This is a genomic window from Arcobacter lacus, assembly GCF_003063295.1.
GTDB classification, from domain to species: Bacteria; Campylobacterota; Campylobacteria; order Campylobacterales; family Arcobacteraceae; genus Aliarcobacter; species Aliarcobacter lacus.
In genome coordinates this window covers 161572-183097 of sequence record NZ_MUXF01000016.1, presented here as the reverse complement: position 1 = coordinate 183097, position 21526 = coordinate 161572, and the positions used below count along the sequence as shown (strand labels likewise).

At 25.2% G+C, this 21526-nt stretch carries 20 protein-coding genes; 3 read left to right on the top strand and 17 right to left on the bottom strand.

Annotated elements, in window-relative coordinates; genetic code table 11:
- The first annotated feature begins 49 nt into the window (after nucleotides 1-49).
- Nucleotides 50-505: a hypothetical protein gene (locus tag B0175_RS08640; RefSeq protein ID WP_108528194.1), complete on the top strand. Its 456-nt coding sequence runs from the start codon at nucleotides 50-52 to the stop codon at nucleotides 503-505.
- A gap of 145 nt (nucleotides 506-650) precedes the next feature.
- Here B0175_RS08640 and B0175_RS08635 read toward each other — a convergent pair whose 3' ends face one another.
- The 16 genes from B0175_RS08635 to B0175_RS08565 all read right to left on the bottom strand — a co-directional run bounded on the left by B0175_RS08635 (nucleotide 651) and on the right by B0175_RS08565 (nucleotide 17636).
- Nucleotides 651-1292 carry an MltR family transcriptional regulator gene (locus B0175_RS08635; RefSeq protein ID WP_108528193.1) on the bottom strand — a complete coding sequence of 214 codons (642 nt, stop codon included), beginning with the start codon at nucleotides 1290-1292 and terminating at the stop codon, nucleotides 651-653.
- A gap of 11 nt (nucleotides 1293-1303) precedes the next feature.
- Nucleotides 1304-2713 (bottom strand): hypothetical protein, encoded by a 1410-nt coding sequence (locus B0175_RS08630; RefSeq protein WP_108528192.1) that lies wholly within the window; start codon nucleotides 2711-2713, stop codon nucleotides 1304-1306.
- Nucleotides 2714-3946: a restriction endonuclease subunit S gene (locus tag B0175_RS08625; RefSeq protein ID WP_108528191.1), complete on the bottom strand. Its 1233-nt coding sequence runs from the start codon at nucleotides 3944-3946 to the stop codon at nucleotides 2714-2716.
- Complete coding sequence (locus B0175_RS08620) at nucleotides 3939-5564, bottom strand: HsdM family class I SAM-dependent methyltransferase (RefSeq protein WP_108528190.1); 1626 nt, start codon at nucleotides 5562-5564, stop codon at nucleotides 3939-3941. Before B0175_RS08620 ends, B0175_RS08625 begins: the two co-directional genes overlap by 8 nt.
- Nucleotides 5558-8584, bottom strand: a complete 3027-nt coding sequence (locus B0175_RS08615; protein ID WP_108528189.1) for a type I restriction endonuclease subunit R — start codon at nucleotides 8582-8584, stop codon at nucleotides 5558-5560. Before B0175_RS08615 ends, B0175_RS08620 begins: the two co-directional genes overlap by 7 nt.
- A complete protein-coding gene (locus B0175_RS08610) occupies nucleotides 8581-10416 on the bottom strand; it encodes an N-6 DNA methylase (RefSeq protein WP_175531518.1) in 1836 nt (611 codons plus the stop codon). Before B0175_RS08610 ends, B0175_RS08615 begins: the two co-directional genes overlap by 4 nt.
- A 1-nt stretch (nucleotide 10417) precedes the next feature.
- Entirely contained in the window at nucleotides 10418-10681 is a 264-nt protein-coding gene (locus B0175_RS08605) for a DUF4258 domain-containing protein (RefSeq protein ID WP_108528187.1), read from the bottom strand.
- Between the two features lie 227 nt (nucleotides 10682-10908).
- Nucleotides 10909-11502: a YagK/YfjJ domain-containing protein gene (locus B0175_RS08600; RefSeq protein WP_108528186.1), complete on the bottom strand. Its 594-nt coding sequence runs from the start codon at nucleotides 11500-11502 to the stop codon at nucleotides 10909-10911.
- Nucleotides 11503-11851: 349 nt separating this feature from the next.
- A complete protein-coding gene (locus B0175_RS11270; RefSeq protein WP_175531519.1) occupies nucleotides 11852-12016 on the bottom strand; it encodes a hypothetical protein in 165 nt (54 codons plus the stop codon).
- Nucleotides 12017-12018: 2 nt separating this feature from the next.
- Nucleotides 12019-12321 (bottom strand): DUF2958 domain-containing protein, encoded by a 303-nt coding sequence (locus B0175_RS08595; RefSeq protein WP_108528185.1) that lies wholly within the window; start codon nucleotides 12319-12321, stop codon nucleotides 12019-12021.
- On the bottom strand, nucleotides 12321-13046 hold the full coding sequence (locus B0175_RS08590; RefSeq protein ID WP_108528184.1) for a Rad52/Rad22 family DNA repair protein: 726 nt from the start codon (nucleotides 13044-13046) through the stop codon (nucleotides 12321-12323). Before B0175_RS08590 ends, B0175_RS08595 begins: the two co-directional genes overlap by 1 nt.
- 114 nt (nucleotides 13047-13160) lie before the next feature.
- Nucleotides 13161-13772 (bottom strand): siphovirus Gp157 family protein, encoded by a 612-nt coding sequence (locus B0175_RS08585; RefSeq protein WP_046998772.1) that lies wholly within the window; start codon nucleotides 13770-13772, stop codon nucleotides 13161-13163.
- Nucleotides 13773-13782: 10 nt separating this feature from the next.
- Nucleotides 13783-14604 (bottom strand): DUF932 domain-containing protein, encoded by an 822-nt coding sequence (locus B0175_RS08580; protein WP_108528183.1) that lies wholly within the window; start codon nucleotides 14602-14604, stop codon nucleotides 13783-13785.
- Between the two features lie 187 nt (nucleotides 14605-14791).
- The gene (locus B0175_RS08575) at nucleotides 14792-15052 is read right to left on the bottom strand and encodes a hypothetical protein (RefSeq protein ID WP_108528182.1); all 261 of its coding nucleotides are present in this window, start codon (nucleotides 15050-15052) and stop codon (nucleotides 14792-14794) included.
- A gap of 181 nt (nucleotides 15053-15233) precedes the next feature.
- Complete coding sequence (locus tag B0175_RS08570; RefSeq protein ID WP_108528181.1) at nucleotides 15234-16100, bottom strand: hypothetical protein; 867 nt, start codon at nucleotides 16098-16100, stop codon at nucleotides 15234-15236.
- Nucleotides 16101-16166: 66 nt separating this feature from the next.
- On the bottom strand, nucleotides 16167-17636 hold the full coding sequence (locus B0175_RS08565) for a primase-helicase family protein (protein ID WP_108528180.1): 1470 nt from the start codon (nucleotides 17634-17636) through the stop codon (nucleotides 16167-16169).
- Nucleotides 17637-17916: 280 nt separating this feature from the next.
- Here B0175_RS08565 and B0175_RS08560 point away from each other — a divergent pair, with 280 nt between their 5' ends.
- Nucleotides 17917-18168 (top strand): hypothetical protein, encoded by a 252-nt coding sequence (locus B0175_RS08560; protein WP_108528179.1) that lies wholly within the window; start codon nucleotides 17917-17919, stop codon nucleotides 18166-18168.
- A gap of 125 nt (nucleotides 18169-18293) precedes the next feature.
- The gene (locus B0175_RS08555; RefSeq protein WP_108528178.1) at nucleotides 18294-19496 is read left to right on the top strand and encodes an IS256 family transposase; all 1203 of its coding nucleotides are present in this window, start codon (nucleotides 18294-18296) and stop codon (nucleotides 19494-19496) included.
- 417 nt (nucleotides 19497-19913) lie between these two features.
- On the opposite strand, the gene B0175_RS08550 is transcribed toward B0175_RS08555, so the two are convergent.
- The gene (locus tag B0175_RS08550) at nucleotides 19914-21425 is read right to left on the bottom strand and encodes a diguanylate cyclase (protein WP_108528177.1); all 1512 of its coding nucleotides are present in this window, start codon (nucleotides 21423-21425) and stop codon (nucleotides 19914-19916) included.
- Nucleotides 21426-21526: the final 101 nt, after the last annotated feature.

The window sequence follows — 21526 nt, the reverse complement described above, 5'->3', positions numbered from 1 at the left end:
TAAGTTTTCTATAATAATTTTAATATATTAAAATAAATTAGGGGAAATCATGAAAAAAATGTCTTTTATTGCTTTATCGCTATTATTGTGTAAATCACTTTTAGCAAATTCTTTACCAAATATTTGGACAACAGGATATGGTCAAGGTTGGCTAGAGTATAAAATATCAAATAAATCTGGCCAAGAACTATTAATTAGCTGTAATGAGGGTTATGATGACGAAACTGATCACTCAATAACATTCTATAATGGTACTGATAATACGGAATATAATTCAGAGAATATCGCTTTTATTATTGATGGTAATGCCTATTATCCTTTAGCTTTACCTACTTTTACAAGAGGTGGTGGAAATAATTGGTATGAATTTTCATCTAATATTTCAAAAGGTCAAATTATCGAGATTTATTACAATAATTCTAAAATTGGAGAATTTACTCCAACAAAAGGTAGTAGAGATAAAATACTAAAAGATGGGCTATGTGATTCAATGTTTAGTAAATAGATTATAAAACATATGCTATTTTGAGCATATGTTTTATAATTAGAAAATCTATATAAATTTTACTACAATCCTAAAATACAGTTACATAATCACTAAAAGTTTTAAGTGCTTCAAGATATTTTTCGTGTATTTTCATTATTCAGATTTATAATTCATCAATATTTTCAAAACCGTTTTCTTTATAAAATTCTTTAATTTTATTCAATGATCTTTTATTCATTTCAATATCAAAATCTTTTTTAGGTTCACATCTCTTAATAGTTCTAATACTATTTTCTATCACTAATAATATTGACATAATTGAACGAGTAAATCTAACCTTTGTCCTATTATGACCATCTATACCATGTAATATTAATGAATGAGTTTGTGATTTAATAGGTTCATCTTCAAAAGAAATTGGTTTTGATATATGCGCAAATGTATTTCTAATTCTTCTAATTTTATTACAATCAGTATATACATTTTTAGGTATTAAGCCTATTCCATAAGCAAGTTTTAATTTAGATGAAAAAGTACCCAGAGGACCTGTTGCATCAAATAATGTTTGTATAATACTTTTATCATCAACAAAATATTTTTCGAGTAATACAGATAATCTTTCATCAATGTAAGCAACAGACATTAGTACTAATCCTCTATCTGTTTCAAGTGTAATATTTTTTCTAAATTCTATAACATTTTTATATGATTCAAGATGAGTTTCATCTCCAAATTCTTTAATTATATTTTCTGTCATGCTTACTAAAAGATGTTCAAATTCTTCTAATTTTTTTATTTTATCCATTATTATAATCCTTAAAACAAACTTTTACTTGCAGATTTTTTTATTGTTGCATCAACTACAATAATTTGAGGTAATTTTTTATCTAAAGTTTCATTCTTCAATCTATAATCAAATACTTTTTTTACACTTTTCATATGCGATTCATCTAATAAAACAATAAAAAAAATACTATTATTTGTTTTCTCAGCTTTATCATAAATTGGTAGTTGATTTTCATAACCATGTAATATTTTAGGATTTTTTGATAATTTCATTTCTACATTTACTTTTGTAAGTCCTTTACTTACTTTAAAATCTACAGGACCTCTACCTGCATCACTTTCTGGACTTATATCAAGATTATTGGCTGTACAATAAGAATCTGCAATTGCAAAAAACAGCATCTGAGCAAAAGATTCAGGTCTATATGTTCCATCTGGATTATGAAACATCTTAAATAATCCATTATTCTCAACAAGATTTTTATAATGTTCACAAATATTATTTACTATTTCTATTGGTTTCTTATTTTTATCAATAGAAATAGGATATTCACTACTATATTCTTTAGCAATTGTTTGCCAAACAAAATCTCCTGATGGATCATAATCAAAATCATAACTACTATTTATCTTATTTTGATATGTTTGAATTAATTTATTTGCAATCTTTGGATTTTTTAATAATAAATTTTTTAATAAATCTTTTTTTAAACTTCCACTTTCAAAAGCTTCACTTATAATTTGATTAACATTAGCTCTTAATGTTTCATTGTGCATACAAACATCACTTATATCATGTCTATCAAAAGCTACAGGCAATTTTATTAAAACTTCACGAGGAACAAATACTATAAAAATATTGTTATAAAATGGTAACTTAAATATCGTGTCATTTAAGATATAATTTGCAGTATTTAATTCTAATTTAGAAGCTATATTTTGTGTATAGTTTAAAAAATCTTCAGTTAATATGGAAATAAATATATCTGAAATTCTATCAGCTCCTATACCTTCTTCAAGTAATCCGACTAATTCAAAAATTTCAGGGTCATCAATACCAGCTTTTACAATATCAAATGCTGATAAAGCTAATTGTTCAGCAAATACTTTACCTACTCCTGAACCTCTTTTATTAGATTTTGAATATCCTAAACCAACATGAGCTAATTCATGAAATTGAAATCTTTTTAAAGCTTCTTTAAAAAATTTATCTTTTTTATCAGCTTCTTTTGCAAATTTCAAAATTTTAACTATACTAGAAAAATAAGATTGGTATTTAGTATATGAATCTTTAAATTCTTCAATTTGAATATTTTTAAATAATTTAGGAAAAACATAAAATTTAGAATCTTTATCTATATAGCCATCATACACACCTAATTTCTTAAGTTCTGTAGCATTTATTCCAAAAGCTTCGTGGTATCTTATGTTTTTTCTCATCTATTTAACCCTAACTTGCCCATTCATAAGCATTGGAAGAAGCCAATCTCTAAGTTTTGCTAGTTCTTGATTTTGTTTCCTATTTTGTATCATTTGATCAAAAATTGGCTTTACAATTTTTTGAAATTTTAAACAAAATTCTTCTTTAAATACTATTTTTAAATGCTCAATAGAACTACTTGCATGAAGTAATATTGAACCTGTTGCATATCTATGAATTGTTTTTATTATTTCAATATCACAAAATATAAAATATATCAGACTATTATCAAATTTTCCAGATTTATCATATATTTTTCTTAGTCCTCCAGAGATTACACCTTTTAAACCAAAACCTAATTTTCCAACAGAACCATCAAAGGTAACAATAACATCTCTCTCATTTACTATTTTATAATTTTTATTTGTAGAATCTATATATACTGAACTTTCACTCTGTATGTCACCAACTCTGAAAAATTTTACACAATTTTCATTCATTTTTAAATTTAAATATTCAGAAGCCCCAGGTTCTATACCTTTTTCAAATTCTAAAAATTCTTGCAACTTTTTAACTTCCCATCTCTCAGGAATCTCTCTTTTCAAATCTTGATTATAAACCATTTTTCCACCTGATGATTTATAAGGTTTTCCATTCTCATCTGGAAAATCAAATTGTACAAACCAATAATCATAAAGAGTTTTTCCCATGGCTTCTAGTTCTTTATTGATTTTATTGTTTAATTCTATTTTTGAGTCAAGAGAAGATAAAATATTCGCTATTTTTTTTTGAATATCTAATGTTTTATTGTCAAAAGATAAATTACCCAATAAATCTAAATTTAGATTTGGTTGAGATGATTGAGAAGATAATTTATTGATATATTCATTTACTTGTTTTTGAGAAAAATAGTAATATAGATAATCAACATTAACTTTTGTTGTATCAGCACGAACTATTCCTACTGCTTGGTTTGTATTAGCTTTTAAATCAACCTTTCTTACTATTGCTATTTTACCAAGATATGCACCAGCAATAGAAAATAATAGGTCATTTTCTTTTAATTGAGATCTTTTTAATTTTGAATTTGTTTCTTCACTAATAAATGCAAATGAATTTTTATCAAGATATTTTGAACCAGTTATAGATTCTGATTTTACATAATTAATACCTTCATTAATAAAAGATTCCCCAATTGTTGATGGTGTAGTTCCTTTTGTTATTAGAATTGATACATCTTTTAATTTACTCATAAACTAACCTTGCCAACTGTTTCTTAATCCCATCTTCTAACTCTTTAGATTCACTAAACATAGAAACTAAATTATCACTAAAATTTTTCATCTTAGCATCAAACTCATCTTTTGTAATATCCACATATTCAATCTTCACATCAAAATATTGCCCTGCACTAAATGAGTAGTTTTTAGCTTTTATATCATCATAAGATACAACTACTGAGAAATCATCAACTTGAACTTTATTATTAAAAGTATCTATGATTTGTTGTTCTTCTTCTGGTTGTAAAACTGTCTTTTGATTTTTACCATCTTTTACAGTTTTTCCTAAATTTGAAGCATCTATTAAAACTACATCTTCTTTATTTGAAGCATCTATAAATAGAATTGAAACATTTGTTCCTGTTGTTGCAAAAATATTACTTGGCATTGATACTACACCACCTAACATTTTCTTTTCAATTAGATATTCTCTTATTGATTTATCTATTCCACTTTGAGCTGTAATAAATCCTGTTGGAACAACAACTGCTGCTTTTCCATTTGGTTTTAATGAGTAAATAATATGTTGTAAAAATAAACTATAAATAGCCATAGATTCGAGTTTTTTAGCTGGTATTTTTGGAATACCTGCAAAAAATCTATCTTTGTTTTCTTTTGTGTCTAAATCATCTCTAAAGTCTGAAAAATCCATTTTAAACGGTGGATTTGAAACTATATAATCAAACTTTTTTAGATTATTCCCATCTTTAAAATATGGGTGCAACATAGTGTTACCCTGAATGATATTTGAAATAGAGTGCACTAGGTTATTTAAAATTAAATTTAATCTTAAAAGATTTGATGATTTTTGAGAAATATCTTGAGAATAAATTGTACAGTTATCTTCACCTATTGCATGTGCTATATTCATTAAAAGTGTTCCAGAACCAGCACTTGGATCATAGCAAGATACGTTCTTTACATTACCTTTTACCATAATAGCAGCCATGATTTTTGCAACGGCATGAGGTGTGTAATATTCTGCATATTTTCCACCACTATCTTTGTTATAATCTTTGATTAAATATTCAAATATTGTTGCAAAAAAATCAAATTTCTCTTTAAATATTTGCTCAAAACTAAAATCAGCTAATTTATTTATAATTGCTCTACAAAAACTATCTCTTTTTGATTCATCAGATATAAAATTACTTAATCCATTTTGTTCAAATAGTGTTATCTTTGTTCCACCATCTGTTTTTACTGCAAATATATCATTGTTTTGTTTTGCTATATCTCTTAATGTGTCATCAAAAAGTTTTGCAAAATCTGATTCATGTTGTCTATTAAATAGTGTTGTTATAAGATGGTCAGAGTTTAAGAATGCTGTTTTTGCACCTAATTCAAATCTTAACATCTCTTTGTCATTATCACTTAGAGAAATATATACTTCTTCCCATTTTTTCCCAGCATTTGCTATATCTTTATTTATTTTTTTTAACTCAAATGCAAACTTATCATTTAGAAATTTATATAAAAAAACTTGAGTTATAATCTTAAATTCATTTCCATCATTTCCAAGTCCATAACTTGCACAAATACCTTTAAGACTATCTATTAACTGTTTTGTCTTTATTTCAAAATCTACCACTCATATACTCCATTAAATTCATTTATATATTCTTTTACAACAAGGCTATTTATAAATTTTGTACTATCAAAATTTAAATCGAATTTTTGTTCATTTTTAAATCTATTAATTACAAATCTAGCATTTTCTCTTTCAAAATAGCTATCATTGTTTAGCATTTCTGTATTTGATAATACCTTTTCATCAGCATCATTCTTAACACCACTTAATGCTTCAAAAATTTTTCTCTCATTTTTATTAAACTCTTCTTTTTCCATTAATCTTTTGTGAACTCTTACATATTTTGGATCATTATTGTATTTTGTTTTTAAAAGTTCATTTTCTCTATTAAGCTCTTTTATTTTCTCATAAATCTTATTTAATGTTCCTATATTTGCATTCATCTCATCTTGAGTAACTTCACTTAGATTTTTATTTTTAAATAATCTTTCAAGTTCTTCTTTTAAAGATATAAATACTGCATCTTTTTTATCAAAATTACCAGCTAATGCTTCTCTAGTTTTTCTTAATGTATCTTTTAGCTTATCTGCAAGAATAAGTTCTTCTTCACCTATTTTCTTAAACATAAATACTATATCTTCAAGTGCTAAATTTAAAATGTTTGAAGTATCAGCTCCAGTTTCCAACTTATTTTTTAAATTTAAAATATTAAGATGATTTTGAGCTTCATTGTATAGCCAAGATATATTTCCAATATCAAGTTTATCTAAAATATCATAGTGTCCAAATAGTCTAATTAGATTATATAAACTCTTTGCATCTTGAAGTGCTTTTACAATAGCTTGTACTTGTTTTACATCTTGTATTTCTGATATTTGCCTTGAAAAGATTTCAGCATTCTTAGTTTCAAATTTAAATAAAATATCTTTTATGTCTTCTATTTCAAACTCTATTTCTTCTTTAGATTTAAACATATTTGAGTAATGTTCAATCTCATCTCCTAACTCACTTTGAAGCTCATCAAAATAGGCTTTATTTGTAGCGTCAAACTCTTTGCTTATATCTGCAAAATCAACTACAAATCCATATTTAAAATCTTTATAAGTTCGATTTACCCTTGTTAATGCTTGAAGTAAATTATGTTTTTTAATAACTCTACCTAGATATAGTTTTTTAAGTCTTTTTGCATCAAATCCAGTTAAAAGCATATTGTAAACAAACAAGATATCTATTTTTCCATCTTTAAAATCATCTACCCAATCTTTTCTCTCTTGTTTTGTACCAATATCATGTAGTATTAAAGCTGCTTTTTTAATTAGTTTTTCATCATCTTCATTTCTATTTGCATATTTTTTATTAAATATTTCAAACATCATTTTTGCTTGTTCGCTACTTTCACAAATAACCATAGCTCCAATAGAGTTATCATTTAGCATCACTCTACTATTTTCAAAGTCATTAACTATATAATCAAACATAGGTTCCACAAAGCTTTTGTGTGAATAAATATCTTTTTTAACTATTGATCCCTGCTCTATTTCAATACTGCTTAAAATCTTCTCTAATTCTATTTTATAATTTGTTTCTATCTCTTCTCTAATAAGTCTAAGAGTGTATCCATCAGCAATTGATGAATTATAATAGTATTTGTGTATATAATTTCCAAATAGAGATTTTGAGTTATAGTCATCCCCTAAAAGAGGAGTTCCTGTAAGCCCTATTTTTATAGCATTTTTATCAGATTCATTTAGATTTGCTAAAAAGCTTCCTTTTGGATTATAGCTTCTGTGTACTTCATCTAAAAAATATACTCTTTGCACTTCAAGATTATAGTCATTAGCTCTTGCTACATCTGGGTCATCTTGAAACTTTTGAATATTAACAACTGTAATTTCAAGTTCACCTCTATCATTATTTATAGCTGTAGTTTTTTTAATATCTTTTTTAAAATCTTCTCTTGAACTTATTGTATGTACTTTTAAACCTCTACTTGAAAACTCTCTTTTTGATTGATCTAATAAATCAATTCTATCAACAATAAAATAGAATTTTGCAATAACACCTTTTTGTTGGAAATAATCTGTTAAATGCTTTACATTGTAAAATGTTAAAGCAGTTTTACCACTTCCTTGTGTGTGCCATATAATACCTTTTTTAACTCCATCATCTAGTTTTGCTTTAATAGCTTTTGTAGCAAAAACTTGAGGATATCTCATTATATGTTTTTCTATACCTTTGCTTTCGTGAACATAAGCTATTGAATATTTTAAAATAAATGCTAATCTATCAAAGCTTAACATTGAAGTTGATAATCTATTTGTAGGAGTATTTGGGTCTTTATTTGTTGCAAACTCTGGACTTGATTTTATTACATTTAAATTGTTATCTTTTAAAATAAAGTTTTCAACATCATCATCAAGTGGATTTAGTAATGATTCTAAATCTAAGCTCTCTTCTTCTCTAAAGTAGTTAAATATTGGTTTAGAGTAAGATGTAGTTGCATAAAATGCACCTTGTAGAGCTTGGCTTGATTCATTATCATATTCCATATTGTTAGAAAAAATCATAAGTTGTGTAAGATTTATAAACTTTTTAAAAGCTTTATTTTTAAATCTTGTTTCAATTCTTTTTCTCTCTGCCAATATACCTTCTTGATTATTTGGTTTCTTAACTTCGATAAATACTAAAGGTATACCATTTATAAGCAATGTAATATCTGGTCTAAACTCATCTTCACCATTTTTGTAAGGTAATTCAGTTACTACATTAAAAGTATTATTTGTGAAGTTTTCAAAATCAACAAGTTTAATACCTGACTTTTGAGTAAGCCTTTCGTAAAAAGCTTTTCCTAAATCATCGTTTTCTAAAGATAAAGAGATAGAGTCGTAAAGCCTTAATATATCATCATCTTGTAAATCTTTATCACTATTTATATTTTTTATGGAAGTAATGAAAATATCTTTAAATATATTTGTATTTTCATCCCAACCACAATCTCTTAAAGATAAATATTTGTAGCCTAATCTTGTAAGATGTAGTATTGCTGGGAGTTTTACTCTTGAGTCCTCATTGTGTTTCATATTACCCCTAAAAAATTACTGTGTATTCGCTCTATTTCTTTTTCTAAATGATTAATTTTATTATACATTTCTATTTCATTATTAAAGTTTAGAAATATTGTTTTTTCACTTTCTTCTGTTAATTTAGGAATACCTAAATTCTTTACTTCTACAGTAGATATTTGTGGCATCACTGTACCAGATGTGATGGAAGATAATATTGTTTGTCCAATATTTGATTTTAAAAACATATATAAGATTATAGCTTTCTCTTCTTTATCTTCTTTTAATCGAATAACTTGAATTGCTTGAGAAGCTATCATTGGTTTATCTATTTTACCAATTATAGCTACTTTACCAATAGTACCTTTTGTGCTAAGTAATAGATCATATGGTTGAAGCTTATATGTATCTAATCTATTTTTTTGTGATTCAATTTTTTTTATCTTTCCACACTCTAAAGTGAACCCTGCTTTACTAAAATCAGATGGTGATATTTCAAATATTTCAAGACCTTTTTCTTCATCTTTAAATAATTGTGATTTTCTAATATCAGCTATATCTTCAAGTCTTATAAGTTCAAATTTTTCTAACTCTTTTTGCACTTCTTTTGTTTTTTCAGTAACAACATATTTATCAATAGCAAATGAGTAATTATTCTCAGCAATCTCTTCTCTTGATATTAATGCTGAAATATTTTTTATCTCTTCCTTATTGATATAAATATCTCTAATCTTATCAACAGATTTAAATACTAATTGTCTGCCTTCTCTTTTAATAAAACTTTCATCTTTTAAATTAATAAACATTACATCATTTGGTATTGTACTAGATTCATTTCTATATTTATTTATTATAAAAAATGTAGTTTCAATAGATGTTGCACTATGCAAATTTGGTGGTAATTGTACTATTCCATCCAGATAATTTTTTTCTATTAAATACTTTCTAAATAACTCTTCATTACCACTTCTATAAGTAAATCCTACTGGCATTAAAACAACTGCTTTACATTTTGTTTGTGCTAATATATGCTCAAAATATGCGATATCTAAAACTGAACCTTTTTGAAATATAAACCTATTATATTTATCATTTGTATAATCAAAATTTTGCTTTACACTATAAGGAGGGAAAGATAATACATGTTCAAATTTTCTCAGCTTATCTTTATTGCTATTATCTAAATAATTTGGATTTTCCAATGCATTAGATAATTTAAATTCAATACCTGCAAATCCAAATACTGATATTAATTCAGCAACTAAGAGGTATTTAGCTATTTGTCCATCTGCATAAATTTGCCCTGACATAAATTTTGCATAAGCAAATCCTTGTGTGAAAGGTACATATAATTCTCGAATATAATATGGTACAAATGGTCTTTCATCATCATATTCAATTTTAGATTTTTTGTCTACTACTAGTAGCTTTAAACCCATTTCAGCTATTTGATTTGAGACTATTAGATTATCAATTTTAAATTTTGATAAAAAGAAAGCATCATTTATATCTGGAAGTTTCGGTATATGCTTAAGCTCCTCAATAATTAAATTCAAATCTCGATCTTCAAATTTATCTATATCTAGTTTATAAGTTTTAAATAATTTTATCTCTTTTGACAAGTAGTAAAAAATTTTGGCTAATTCTTCTATTTCTATTTTAGATTTTATAAATTTATAATATTTAAGATTTTCATCTTTTATTTCATATCCCTTTGAAATAAGTTCCCAAGCCTTTAATACATAAATTAATTCTAACAATTCATTTTTATACACATTTGGTATGTAATCAATCATTTTTTCTAATTCACTAAGGCTCATTTTTTGATCTTCAAATTTATCTTTGAACATTTTATTTATTCCTATTCTTTTTATATAAATTATATGTTGTAATAAGTGTTTCATCTTCAACTACAACTGTAACTCCACCCTTATCCATTACTTTTAATAAAGTATTTCGAAGATTATCTATTTGATAAATTATTCTTTGTGTCTCTTTTTTATCTAAAAATAATTTATCACCTTCATCTTTACCAAAAGCTAAAACCAAATCTATTACCTTTTTTGAGATACCTCTTTGAGACATTCTAGCTTTGAAGTGATTAGTGGAAAACATTTTAACTCCTTTAAGTTTGCTCTTTACTTAATTAACATTGAAACTTTATCAAATTTTCATTTCTTTGTCAAGTAGTAAAGACCAAACTTATAAGATAAATAATTTTAATTTCTTTTAATATTAATATACGAAGGTGGTAGATTTGCAATTTATTCCATTATAATCAATTCTAGATTGAGCTACTATAAGATTACTCTAAAGCTCTATATTAAAACATAATACTATACTTAATTTGTTCTTCTAGGTCTTCCAGCTTTACTTTTAAGCTTTGGCATAGTTCCTCTTACTATTGCTCTATCTTTCAGATTTGTTTTAATTTCATCTATAGATTGTTCATCTGTTTTACAGAGATATGCTGCTGCATATTCTTTTAAATTATTAATTTTTTCTTTATCTGTATAGTTTGTCATTCCAATACCATTGTTTTGATATTTTCTTCTATTACAATTTTCATAACATCCTTTTCCTTTTGTGATATTATCACTCCAGTAATTTCCTATTTGATCTGCTTTATAAGCTGCTTTTTGAAGCTTATTCCCATCATCAAAAAATAAAGCGTGTATATGCCCATTTTTATTTTTACTTATTTCTTTTTTCATAATATACCCAATGTTTGTACCAAATACAGTTTCATTATTTCTTCTGTTATCTAACATTCTCTTTACATCAGCACTCATATCTTCTAAAGTCATATCTTTTGAAAACTCTTGCTTGTACTTTAAATCAAGCCTAATAACACATAGTTTTGAGTTGTTCTCAAATAGAGCATCTATGTAATTATTGATACTCTCTCGTCTTCTTTTTAATTTATTATTACTCATAATTCATCCTTTATATTTTATATTTTCATATAAGTATAAAGTTTGTATACGATTATTATTTATCTACTCTTTCTATAACACTAAATCCTAGTATATATAGAAAATAGGTATTATATTAATCTCTAATATTAATTATTATTTATATATTATTAATTAATATTACTAATTAACCTATATTTTTATTCTAAAAAAATGAACAAATGTTGTATACAAAGTTAATGTTTGCTTGAAATTTCTATATATTAAAAATATACGAAGTTATGTTAAAAATAAAAAATTGATTCATAATTTTTAATGATAAAACATTTTGAAAAAAATAAAACATAACCCAAACCATTTAAGGCTTGAGTTAATCTCTTTTGTTCAAGTCGTCTAAAATCTTCTTGATTCTTTTTTTCTCTTTTTCATCTTGGAGTTTTTTATATTGTTTTCTGAAATGCTCAAGTCCTGCTTTTGTCCAACTCTTAAAGTTCTTTTTACTCTCTTTGATTATGTAGTAGTCAAATGCTAACATTTTTATTTTCCTTTAACTTTTGATAATTTTGTTGGTTTAAAGCCTAAATCTCTTTCAACTTTAAGTCCAAATAATCCTCTTACACTTTCAAGTTCATCTAATGAAAAATATCCAAGTTCTCTTTCTAAACCATCTACAAATCCATAACAAGTATTTAAATCAGCTCTATCAAGTTCAATTATGTACCATGTAAAACTTGAATCAGCTAAAAATAGTTTTATTTGACAAATTGGGTCTTTTAAATCTTGTGTATCATAAAGTTCTGGAATAGTATTTATTAAATTTTTGGGAATTAAATTACTCATTATGAAGCCCTTTGTTCAAGTTGTTTATACCAACTCTTTGATTTACTATCAAATCTAAATCCACAAGCTTTAATTGAATCTTTCTTTGAGTATATATCATCACCTGTTACAATTAAAAATCCATTTTGTTCAACAACATTTAATCCAAGATTATAAAGTGATTGATACTCATATTGGTTAAATGAAGTTGATTGATTTTGTTTTATATTTGGATGAGAGTATTGATTATTTCTTTGTTGGTTTTGATTATGGTTTGATTCTTGTTGATAAGTAGATGATGTATCACTTTGATTTAAATTTCTACTTTTATCGTACAAAGAGTTTCCAAACTGATTACCAAAGCTTCTAAAAGCTCTTTTAATTGCATCTGTTACAGCTTCTTTTGAGGCTGATTCATTTGCATCTGCTAAAGTTTTTGAAATTCCTGTACCAAACCCTACATCCTCTTTTTCTATAAAAGTTGTATGAGTTTGGTTATAAATTTTTAGATTTACTATTGCTTTATAGCACAAGACTACATTTTCATTTTGATTATACTCTTGGCTTACTTGTTCTAATTTAGTAATTGTATAACTCCAATTACCAAATCCAAATATAGAGTTTGCAGTTTCAAATATATCAAATCCTTCTAAATATGAAAGGTTGATATTTCCTTTACTTCTATTTTTAACTCTTTTACTATCAAGTTCTTTATTTAAAAACTCTATTTGTTCTTTTGTGAACATTTTATTCTCCTTTATATATTTTTTATATTGATTTTTGTTTATGTGTTTTATATGCTTATGTGTTTTTGGGAATAGTTAAGGTTTTTAGTTATTGCTTATTTGAGGGAATATTAATTAAGCAACATCTTTTAAAGAGTCATCATCTATGTCATTACTTAGAAGTTCAATAGTTATAGCTTCATTAGATGAACTCTTCTTTTTAGCATTTACTTTAACTTTTGCTTTATTTGTTGAAGTTTCTGTAATTGTTGTTACAATATCTTTTAACTCTTTTTTACCTTTTGTGGTTTCTAGTGCTACTTTTATTGCTTCAATATCTGGTTCAAACTTTACATATCCCAAAGTCATAACAGCATTTTCATCAAGAACTACAATCTCTTGTTTAGTAGTTATTGATTCACTTTGTAAGGTTATTGAAGATATTACATTTCCATCAACTCTATCAACACCATTTTGAATTAAAACATCTGCAACTAACTCTTTTGCTAGAGTTAGTGCAGTTTGAAGTCTCTTTTTATAAGCTTGTAGCTCTTTTATATCATTAGCTATATACTCTACTTTTGAGTTTATCTCTTGTAAGCACAATCCAATATAATCAGCTTTTTGAAAGTAAGGTGTATTTGGATCTTCTAAAATAGATTTTAAATACTCTTTAAAGTATTTATTATCACTATTTTCATTTAGATTTTCCATTTGTGTTTGAAGTTTATAATTTACTAATCTCATACACTATCCTTTAAGCTACTAAATAACCATCACATTTAAGTTGTGCAACTTGTTCAACTGCACTAAAAAGTTCCTTATTAAACTTAATAGTTGCATCAATTCCATTTATTGCTTTTGAGGTGAAGTTTTTATTAGTTACTAGATTTTTCATTTTAACACCACCTCTAATCATTGACTCTTGGATTCTATTATAAGCACTCCAAAGAGTATTTACTTCATCTTCTTCATAGTTTACTTTTAAAAGTTCATCAGCTTTAATATAGTGTGTATTTGTATCAAATCTAATATCTATTGCAGCATTAGCTAACATTTGCATCTCTGCATTTGTTAAATATATTGATTTAAAGATTGACACTTGCTCTTTTATTTTTGGAATATAGCTTGTTACTTCATCAATTGCATTTTTTACTTTTTCTTGAGTAAAGCCTACATGCACTATTGAAGTGTGTACAAAGCTCTTACTTGGAACAACAAGCATATTAGAGCAAACTATTCTAAAGATTGCCAAATCAACAATAAAGCTAGATGTTCTATTATGAGAGTTTGTTAAAACAATATCTTCATATTCATCTTTTGCATTTGGTCTAAGAAGATTTTCTAAACTTCTAAACTGGATTATATGTTTTTGATAACCTTGATTCTCTTCATTTCTTACTTTACTTTCACTTGCCATTATTGGATAGTATCCAGCATCTCTAAAAGTATCAAGAAGTTTATATGTTGGAACGAAAGCATATTTATCACTAACTCCTTCAATTGGATTTTCACTAAAAATTGATGGAGCAACATTAAGTAACTCTTCATTTGTTAGGGGTTTTATATTTTTTGACATGGGTTTTTCCTTATTTATTTTTTGATTTTTAAATTGTTAGGTTTATATTTTAATTACTCTTTTTAACTAAATTAACCAACTTAAATACATAACATTCTAAACTTATTTTTTATCTTCATCTTTTAAGACCTCTTTTATTGCAGTTGCAATAGCAATTACAACAGATAGTATTGTCATAGGAGACATTTTAAGCTCCTAAGATTGGAGTATAAAAACTATTATTTATGGATAGTTTTTTTATATCAATCGCCCTCTTTTCTTCTAACCATTCTTGAAACTGAACTTGCTCTTGTTCTAAAGCAGATTTCTCTCTTTGAAAACTATCTTTAATTTTTGAAAAGAGTTTAACTCTATAACCATCAATTAGTTTTTGGTTTAAATTTGAAGGAATATTTAATACCAAACTATTTTTCTCTTTACTCTTTTTTAGATTTTTTCCTATTTGCATTTCATCTCCTAAGATTTTTATTTACAAGTTAGAATTTATTTATCCTTTGCTTGTCTATAGGAATGATATGTGGTTCAAATTTTTTAGTTTTAATATCAAGGGGAATAGTTTACTTCTTATAATAATTTAAAATTAAAGTAGTATAGTCTTGAGATATTATTCTCAAGACTAATTTCAATATTTATTCAAGATGAACTTGTGTATATAATTTATCTATATCCTTAAATGGTAATTCTACGATTTTTGATATTCTTTCAACTGTTAAATTTTTAGAAGCGAACTTAATAAGTTCTTTTGCTATTTTTAATTTTATATCATATTCGATTTGATTAAAATTTAAGTCATATACCTTAATATTATTATTTTTAACATATAGTCTTAGACTTATAGAAATATTTATAATATGAATACTTTTACTTCTAACACCACAAATAAGGGATATTCTATCACCTATAGCTCTTGCTGAACTCTCAAAATCTAAATTTGTAATTTGATACAACTTATGAATAAGATTTGCAGAAATAATGTTTTTTTTCAAATAATGTTCTAAAACTAACCTATAATAATCCGTCTGTTTATCTAAAATATGAATGTCTATTTTTTCTAATATTTCAACTCTATCAAAAAAAAATTTTATCAAGTTGGTCTTATCTTGTAAAATCGTTAAAAAATCAATCTTTTCTATTGATTCATATTTAATATCCTTACACAAATCTATATTATTGCTTTCAAGAGAATAGATAAAATTATTAATACTATCATTGTCTTCAATATAGATGCATCCTCTTTTGATTTGTTCCTGGATTTCGTTTATGAAAATATAAGGATTCTTTTTAACAATCAATATTTGATTTATTAGTGAAAATTTATTTTCTTGTTGCATACAATCAATTTTATTCACAAAAAAATGTCTTTTTCTATTATTCAGTTTTTTTATAGAATTGAAAATATTTTCAATATCTTCATCATTTACTTTTAATATAAGTAATGGATAAGCCTTATTTTCATTTCCATCGTTAATCCATTTTTCAATTTTATTTTCTTTCATATTTTTCCTTTTATCACCAAATAACTGGTTATAACTAGTTATTTGGTGATTTATTTACAACAATTTTTATCTTATAAGCATTTGCTCAAGATTAAAAAAATATTTCTGTTCATTATTTACGGTGTAAATTTGAATATTATTCAATCCAAATAAAGAAATATTATACTTTTGTAATTCTCTTAATAATTCTGAGTTTGTACTAAAACTTCTATTACCATAGAGAGTTTTAAATGCAGGAAATAGATTCTCAACTCTAAAAATATTATGTTGTAAATCCGAAAATATTTCAGATTTTAGTTGGAATTTATTTTCATCTACAATAGTGTTAAAAAGATTGAAATCTCTACATCTTATTGCTTCTGCAAACTCAATTACATTTTTTTGTAATTTTGTAATTTTTATTGGCTTATAGTTTGCCATTTGATACTGCTGTATCAAATTATCTTTTTCAGTAGTATTTAAAGCTGTATTCGCCATTTGTACATCTATTTGAATACTTTTCAAATATACAGCAAACTGTTCTAAATCATTTTTTATAGCATTTGATAAAGACTCATAATTTCCAAAACCTAAAAAATTACAATGAGCTAAATTTTCACCAGTATTAAATACGGTAAATCTTCTATCGCTAGGCTCAATTTCTAAAGCATATAATTCATTTGAAGTTATTAATACTTGTCCAAAAATAGGTATCTCTTTATCCATATTTTTATACTTCTTCTCTGCTGTAATAGTTCCATTAGTTACTAAAGCTTTTAAAAAGTTTTTGATACTATTTTTTTGGCTTTTATTTGCTGATATTTCATCAAGATTAAAAAACATCGTATTTTCTACTAAAGAGCCTAGGAATCTTGTATCTAAACTCTTATCATTAATAGTTTTTACAAATCCTTCACCAAAAAGTGGCTTTATCACTTCATTAAAAAAAATACCTTTTCCAGCACCTTGTACTCCTAAAAGTACAAGGGCTACTTGAGATTTTTTAAGTTCTTGGAAAAAATATGCCAACCAATTTATTATCCACTTTATTCTTTCTAAATTATAATTTGACAAATGAGATATTAATCTAAATATAACACTATTATTAATATTATAATTTTGTAGAATTTGAGAACTATTTAGTAATATATATAAAGTTGGTCTAAACATATTTAACGTATAAGTACCATTTTCTTTTAAAATAAACTCTTCTTTAGAAAAAGGATCAAATATCTCATCTGTTACAAGTTTTAAATCTTCTAAGATAATTTTTGCTTTTTCTTCTAAATCATCTACATTTTTTAACTTCTTTTTACTATAAAAATCTGATAAATCAATATCTATTCCAGAAATATTCTTAAAAATATTTTCTAGTGTTTTATAGTCTTTTGTACTTATAAATGATTCATTTGAAGATAATCTATAATTTATGTCTCCTTTTTTACCAAGATACATAGATATACATTTTTTATCTAAAACATTTAAAACTATATTATCACTATTTTTTAACCAATTGTTATGATTAAAAGATGTATTTTCATCATAGAATGTAATCATTAAAATTCCTTAAAATATATTTTTTAAGCTATATGCTCAACATTTTTTTAATACCAATATAAAATGAAAGTATTTATTTAATTTTTACCCCCCTATATTAAGAAATTTTAAATTTATCATTTTTCAACTCCTATATAATATTTTTTATTATGAGATCACTCTCTAATAATTTTGAATTTTAACAATATATAAAATTTGGATATGGAAAAAAAATTTTCCGCTCCCCCTTTTTTTTAAATAATAAACTTCGATTAATGAAAAATTTTAAAAGGAAATATAAATGTTATTTAATAAAGAAAATCAAAATATTAATAAGAAATATTATTCAGATTATCTATTGAATAAATACGGTAAATTAGGATTAACAAGGCAAGAGACAGCAGTCGAGCTTGGAATTAGCCTATCATTTCTTGATAAGCTTTTAAGAGAAGGTGTTGGGCTTCCAACTTATAAAAAAATTGGTAGGTCTAAAAAACCAAGAATTGTTTTTCCAATAGATGCAATAGCAGAGTTTATGATATTAAATTTGTAATATATAAAATTGCGAGAGTATAAAAAATATAACAATAGAAAGAGAATTGGACAATCAAATTCTTTTTTTGGAAGTGTTAGAAATTTTGTGTCAGTCTGATAGAATTTATTCTAAAGGATTGAACAATGAATCAAACACTTGATTTAACAGATGCACTTGAACAAATTAAAGCTGGTGCAAAAATAGATGGTAAGGACGGAGTTTTAGCTCCCCTTATTAAACAACTTACAGAAGCTACATTACAAGCAGAACTTGAATCTCATCTTACTACTGAGATAAATAAAAACCGTAAGAATGGTAAATCTACTAAAATTATGAAAAGTAGTGTTGGAGAATTTGAACTTGAAATTCCAAGAGATAGGAACGGTTCTTATGAACCACAAATAGTTAAAAAACATCAAACCCATATATCAGACCATATTGAGGAAAAGATTTTATCTTTATATGCTCTTGGTAATAGCTACTCTCAAATATCTGAACATATTCAAGAGTTATATGGTATTGAGTTTTCTAAAGCAACAATAAGTGCTGTTACAGACAAAATTATACCATTACTAAAAGAGTGGCAACAAAGACCGTTAGAATCAATCTATCCATTTGTATGGCTTGATGCAATACATTATAAAATAAAAGAGAATGGCAAATATATTTCAAAAGCTGTCTACACTATTTTAGGAGTAGGACTAAACGGTAAAAAAGAGATACTTGGACTTTATCTATCTGAAAATGAAGGAGCAAATTTTTGGCTACAAGTTTTAACTGATTTAAATAATCGAGGTGTACAAGATATACTTATTGCTTCAGTTGATGGTTTAAAAGGCTTTCCTGAAGCTATAAATGCAATATTTCCAAATACTGAAGTTCAATTGTGTATCGTACATCAAATTAGAAATTCAATACGCTATGTAGCTTCTAAAAACCAAAAAGAGTTTATGAAAGATTTGAAGCTTATCTATCAAGCTATCTCCAAAGAAGCTGCTGAAATGGAACTTGACAACCTTGAGTCTAAGTGGGGTAAAAAATATCCTATTGTAATTAAGTCGTGGAGGAACAAATGGGAACATCTATCTGCATATTTTAAATATCCTGAAGAGATAAGACGCATCATCTACACTACTAATATTATTGAATCAGTTCACAGACAGTTTAGAAAACTTACTAAAACTAAAGGTGCTTTCCCAAATGAAAATAGTCTTCTCAAACTTTTGTATATGGGTATTCAGAATGCTTCTAAAAAATGGACAATGCCTATTTGGAATTGGTCTTTAACTATTTCACAGTTGGCAATATTATTTGAGGGCAGACTAGATGAATCTTTAAACTTATGACTTCAAAAGTGATTTTTGTTGTTCAAAAAGTCCTAAGGGTTTGAGAGAATCTCTAAATTCTACTTCTTGAACACTTTTTGGAACAAATTATATCTCTAAACAAAGGTTATAAAGCTAATAAGTTAGATTTTTTAATTTTGTTCCAAATATAAGAGGTTAAGGAAGAAACTGTACAGAATGTTATGTTCTATTTTTAGTGGACGGTTCAATCTTTTTCTATCTTTCAATGTTTGAAAAGTTATACCTATTTTTAAGAATATATACTTTCAAATATCTGTTAAATTTAATGTACTAACAATTACATCTTTTTTTTAATTTTAAATTATTATCATAATATTTCAAGTATTTATATCTTAATTTCGTAGGTTAGCTTGCCGTTTAGTTTATTAAGAAGACTGTCTATTTAATGTCTAATCTTTAATAGCTAACTTTATTTCTACCTTCATTTTTAGATTTATAAAGTAGCTCATCAACTTTTTTAATACCTTCTTCTAGCGTTGTAATATTCTCTAATGAAATAACTCCAAAACTACAAGTAAAATGAGGAATATTAATGTTGTTATTTGTTTCAGTATCAATCATATTTCGAAGATATTCAGTCATCACAATGGTTTTTTCCAATGATTTTTGTGAAAGTATTATAAATTCTTCTCCACCCCATCTACAAAAAATATCATTTACTCTAATATTGTTTTTTACAAGATTTGATAAAAATACCAATGATTCATCACCAATGTTATGTCCATAATTATCATTAATCAATTTAAAATGATCAATATCAAACATAATAAGAGACAATTCACTTTTTAGGGATTTATTATTAATTACTTCATTTTTAATTTTCTTTGTAAAATAATGTCTATTATATATATTAGTTAACTGATCATGCATTGCTAATTCTTTATTTAATTCTTTTTCTTCCTCTTTTTTATAAATTATATAACCAATCAAAATTGATAATAGAATTATTATTAGTATAATCATATACAAATCTAAAATATATTTAAAATAATCTGATTCTGTAAACATAATCTTATATCCAACTTTTTCTGATGTAAAATCATTGATTAATGGAACAAAATTTATTGAAAATACTTTGAAATTATGGAAATAAAGAGTATTAAATTTTTCCAAATTATTTATTCTTTTAGCATTTTTCTTATCTTTTGCAAGTTCTTTTAAAATATATTCTTTGCTTTCCTTATGTTTACAATTAATATCATAATCGGCGATTATTCTTTGAATTAAAAAGTTATCTAATAAGGGATAGTTCTTATAGTTATTTAATTGTTCTTTAAAAACTTTTTTTTCTACAATATCTTTTTTTAATATATAATCAAGATCGCTACTGTCGTTTTTTTCGAATATTATTTTAAAATTTAATAAAGAAGAAGATAATTCAACACTTCCAATATATGTATTATTTTCGTCAAATAATGGGTATACAAATCTATAACCATTAAAAATTCGTCCCTCTTCAAAACCTACAATTCGTAATTGATTTTCATTTACATACTTTACACTTGCTCTTACATCTGTTAAGTTATCTCCGAATTTTGAAGGATGATGAAATCTTAAAAAACTTTCATTGTTTGGTAAATGAAAATGAAATTGTTGTATTCCATAATTCGTAAATTTTTCATAATCTTTGATTAATAAATCATATAATTCTTTTCTAACTTTTACTTTTTCTTCTTCATTAGAAGTATTTGCTTTTTTAAATATATCAATAACTCTTTTTTTATTAATTAAAGTATCAAATAAAGAATTTGATACTAAATGTGCATTATTTACAATATTGGCTAGTTGTTCTTCTTTTTTTAAATTATTAGTGTTTTCGTAATTAGTTAAATTATTATAGACTTGAATGGAAGTTATTGTTATCAATAGAATAAATGATATAAGAGAGTAAATAATTATTTTTTTCAAGTTAACCTATTTTTTTATATTTATTATACCAGTTTGGCACTTTAATTATAAATAATTATTTACTGCTCATTATAAGAATCTTGTGAAATAACTAATTCCAT